We start from the raw sequence: 2,316 nt of genomic DNA, 5'->3' as shown, positions 1-2,316 counted from the left end.
ATAGAGAAAGAAAGTAATATTTTATGGAAACATATTTTAATATCAACTACGAATTCTCGCCCGAAGAAGTGTGGCGAAGAATTGATCTTCAATTATCTAAGAACGAAGCTGACTATATCTGTGTGGCAGATGGAGTAATCCTGAACAATGCAAATAGAAAGCCGGACTACTTAAAGATTGTAAATGGTGGTATGTTTGCCATCTGCGACAGCGGATATGTGCCGCTTTATATCAAATGGCTCTATGGAAAAAGGTACCCACAATACTGCGGCAGTCTGATTTTCAAGGATTTGGTCAGTTCGCAGAAATACCGGATGTTCTTTATGGGAACCAACCAGAGAACACTCGATGGGTTAAGAGAGAACCTGAAGGTGATGAACCCGAAGGTAGAGAACATGAGCTTCTATGAATTGCCCTTCAAGGCTGTAGATGAGTTTGACTATCCAGCCATTGCCAAGATGGTGAACGAGGATGGGGCGGATATCATCTGGGTGGCGCTGGGCGCTCCGAAGCAGGAAATCTTTATGAGTAAGCTGAAACCTTATCTGAAAAGAGGAGTGATGATTGCCGTGGGGGCTGCATTCAAGTTCTATAGTGGACAGGACGAAAAGCGTGCGCCGAAATGGATGCTCGATGCTCATCTGGAATTTGTTTATCGTATTCTTTGTGATCCGAAAAAACAGTTGAAGAGATGTGGATGGATTGTGGTTACTCTACCTTGGTTGCTTGTAGGAGAATGGAAAAGAAAGCATAATTGGTAATGTAAAGATCGAGTGATAATGATATTCAATAATAATAGTATAGATATATGATTCAGCCAATTCATTTTTATTTGCTGGTTGCCTTTATCGTGGCGATGATCATCGCCAATATCGTGTTGCCTAACATTCTGCTCATCTCTCATAAGAAGAGATTGTTTGACATGCCGGACAAGAGAAAGGTGCATCATGCTCCGATACCAAGGCTGGGCGGACTGTCGTTCTTCCCCGTGATGCTGATTACCATGGGTGGTCTGGTGCTGGTGCATCACCTGATGGGGCTGAACAGCGGGTCGCTGCACGGGGAGGTGCCTTATGAGTTTTTGGCACTGCTGGTGGGTAGCATGATGCTGTTCCTGGTGGGACTCGCCGACGACCTGATTGGAGTGGGGTACAAGAAGAAGTTCATTGTGCAGATATTGGCGGCGAGCCTGCTCGTGGCTTCGGGCGTATGGATTAAGTCGCTCGACGGACTCTTCGGAATCTATCAGGTTTCACCATGGTTCGGCATGCCGTTTACCATGCTCATCGTGGTGTATGTTACCAATGCCATCAACCTGATTGACGGCATCGACGGCCTGTCTTCGGGGCTCTGTGCCATCTCGCTGGTGGCTCTGGCGGGGCTGCATATCTGGCTGGGACTGTACTCCTATGCCCTGCTCTGTATCTCGGCACTGGGTGTGATTATCCCTTTCTGGTTCTACAACGTGTTTGGAAATGCCTTGAGGGGCAGGAAGCTCTTTATGGGCGATTCGGGATCGCTGTCGCTGGGATATATCATCAGTTTCCTGATGATTCACCTGAGTACGGTGGATGTGCATCCCCGTGCCGTGAGCGACTATAACATGGTGCTGGCGTTTACCACCATGCTGGTGCCGTTGCTCGACGTGGTGAGAGTGGTGGGCCACAGACTGAGAAACAGGCAGAATCCGTTCTTGCCCGACAAGAGCCACATCCATCATAAGCTGCTGAGATGCGGACTGAGGGTGAGACAGGTAATGGTGATTATCTGCGTTCTCTCGCTGATGTTCATCCTGCTCAACTTCCTGATGATCGGCCACGTGAATATCACGTATATCCTGGGCATCGACATCGCTGTATGGATTGTGTTCCATCTTATCCTGGATGTTATCCTGCACACCAGGGGGACGGAAGTGGAAATTTAATCCTCTCTCTATAAATACAAGATATTCCCGGCTCGGAGATTCAAAAAGGAATCTCTGGGCCGGGATTTTTGCGTTTGTGGGGGTGGTGGATGGGGGCGTGGCTGCATGGGGAAAGTGTGATGGCTTTTCGTGTTAAAAACTATGAAATCTTAGGTGCTTTCATATAATAGTTGTACCTTTGCGAAAATAATTATAAATGATTGAATAAATGAGCAAGTATCGTTTTTCTATATGTAGCTATCATGCTATCAAGGAGGCTGATATCATAATAGATGGTATCACCGTGCTGGCAGGACCAAATGGATGTGGTAAGAGTACTATATCTAGATGGTTATATTATATGATAGATATTGCTACGGATTTTGACTCCTATCTGGTTAAAGGATATAAAA

At 46.3% G+C, this 2,316-nt stretch carries 2 protein-coding genes and 1 pseudogene; all 3 read left to right on the top strand.

Annotated features, from left to right (window positions below; all coding sequences use genetic code 11):
- Positions 1-23: 23 nt before the first annotated feature.
- The gene (locus ACQRBJ_RS15850) at positions 24-761 is read left to right on the top strand and encodes a WecB/TagA/CpsF family glycosyltransferase (RefSeq protein WP_445304206.1); all 738 of its coding nucleotides are present in this window, start codon (positions 24-26) and stop codon (positions 759-761) included.
- A gap of 47 nt (positions 762-808) precedes the next feature.
- On the top strand, positions 809-1,924 hold the full coding sequence (locus ACQRBJ_RS15845; RefSeq protein WP_445304205.1) for an MraY family glycosyltransferase: 1,116 nt from the start codon (positions 809-811) through the stop codon (positions 1,922-1,924).
- 208 nt (positions 1,925-2,132) lie between these two features.
- A pseudogene (locus tag ACQRBJ_RS15840) lies at positions 2,133-2,316 on the top strand (AAA family ATPase); the annotation flags it as partial.

This window comes from Prevotella sp. SGI.167, assembly GCF_050313615.1.
In the GTDB taxonomy this organism is placed as follows: Bacteria; Bacteroidota; Bacteroidia; order Bacteroidales; family Bacteroidaceae; genus Prevotella.
This window is presented reverse-complemented; position numbering and strand designations above follow the sequence as displayed.

Coding starts and splice junctions, on each gene's coding strand:
- ACQRBJ_RS15850 (WP_445304206.1), top strand. CDS start 24: ATGGAAACATATTTTAATATCAACTACGAATTCTCGCCCGAAGAAGTG.
- ACQRBJ_RS15845 (WP_445304205.1), top strand. CDS start 809: ATGATTCAGCCAATTCATTTTTATTTGCTGGTTGCCTTTATCGTGGCG.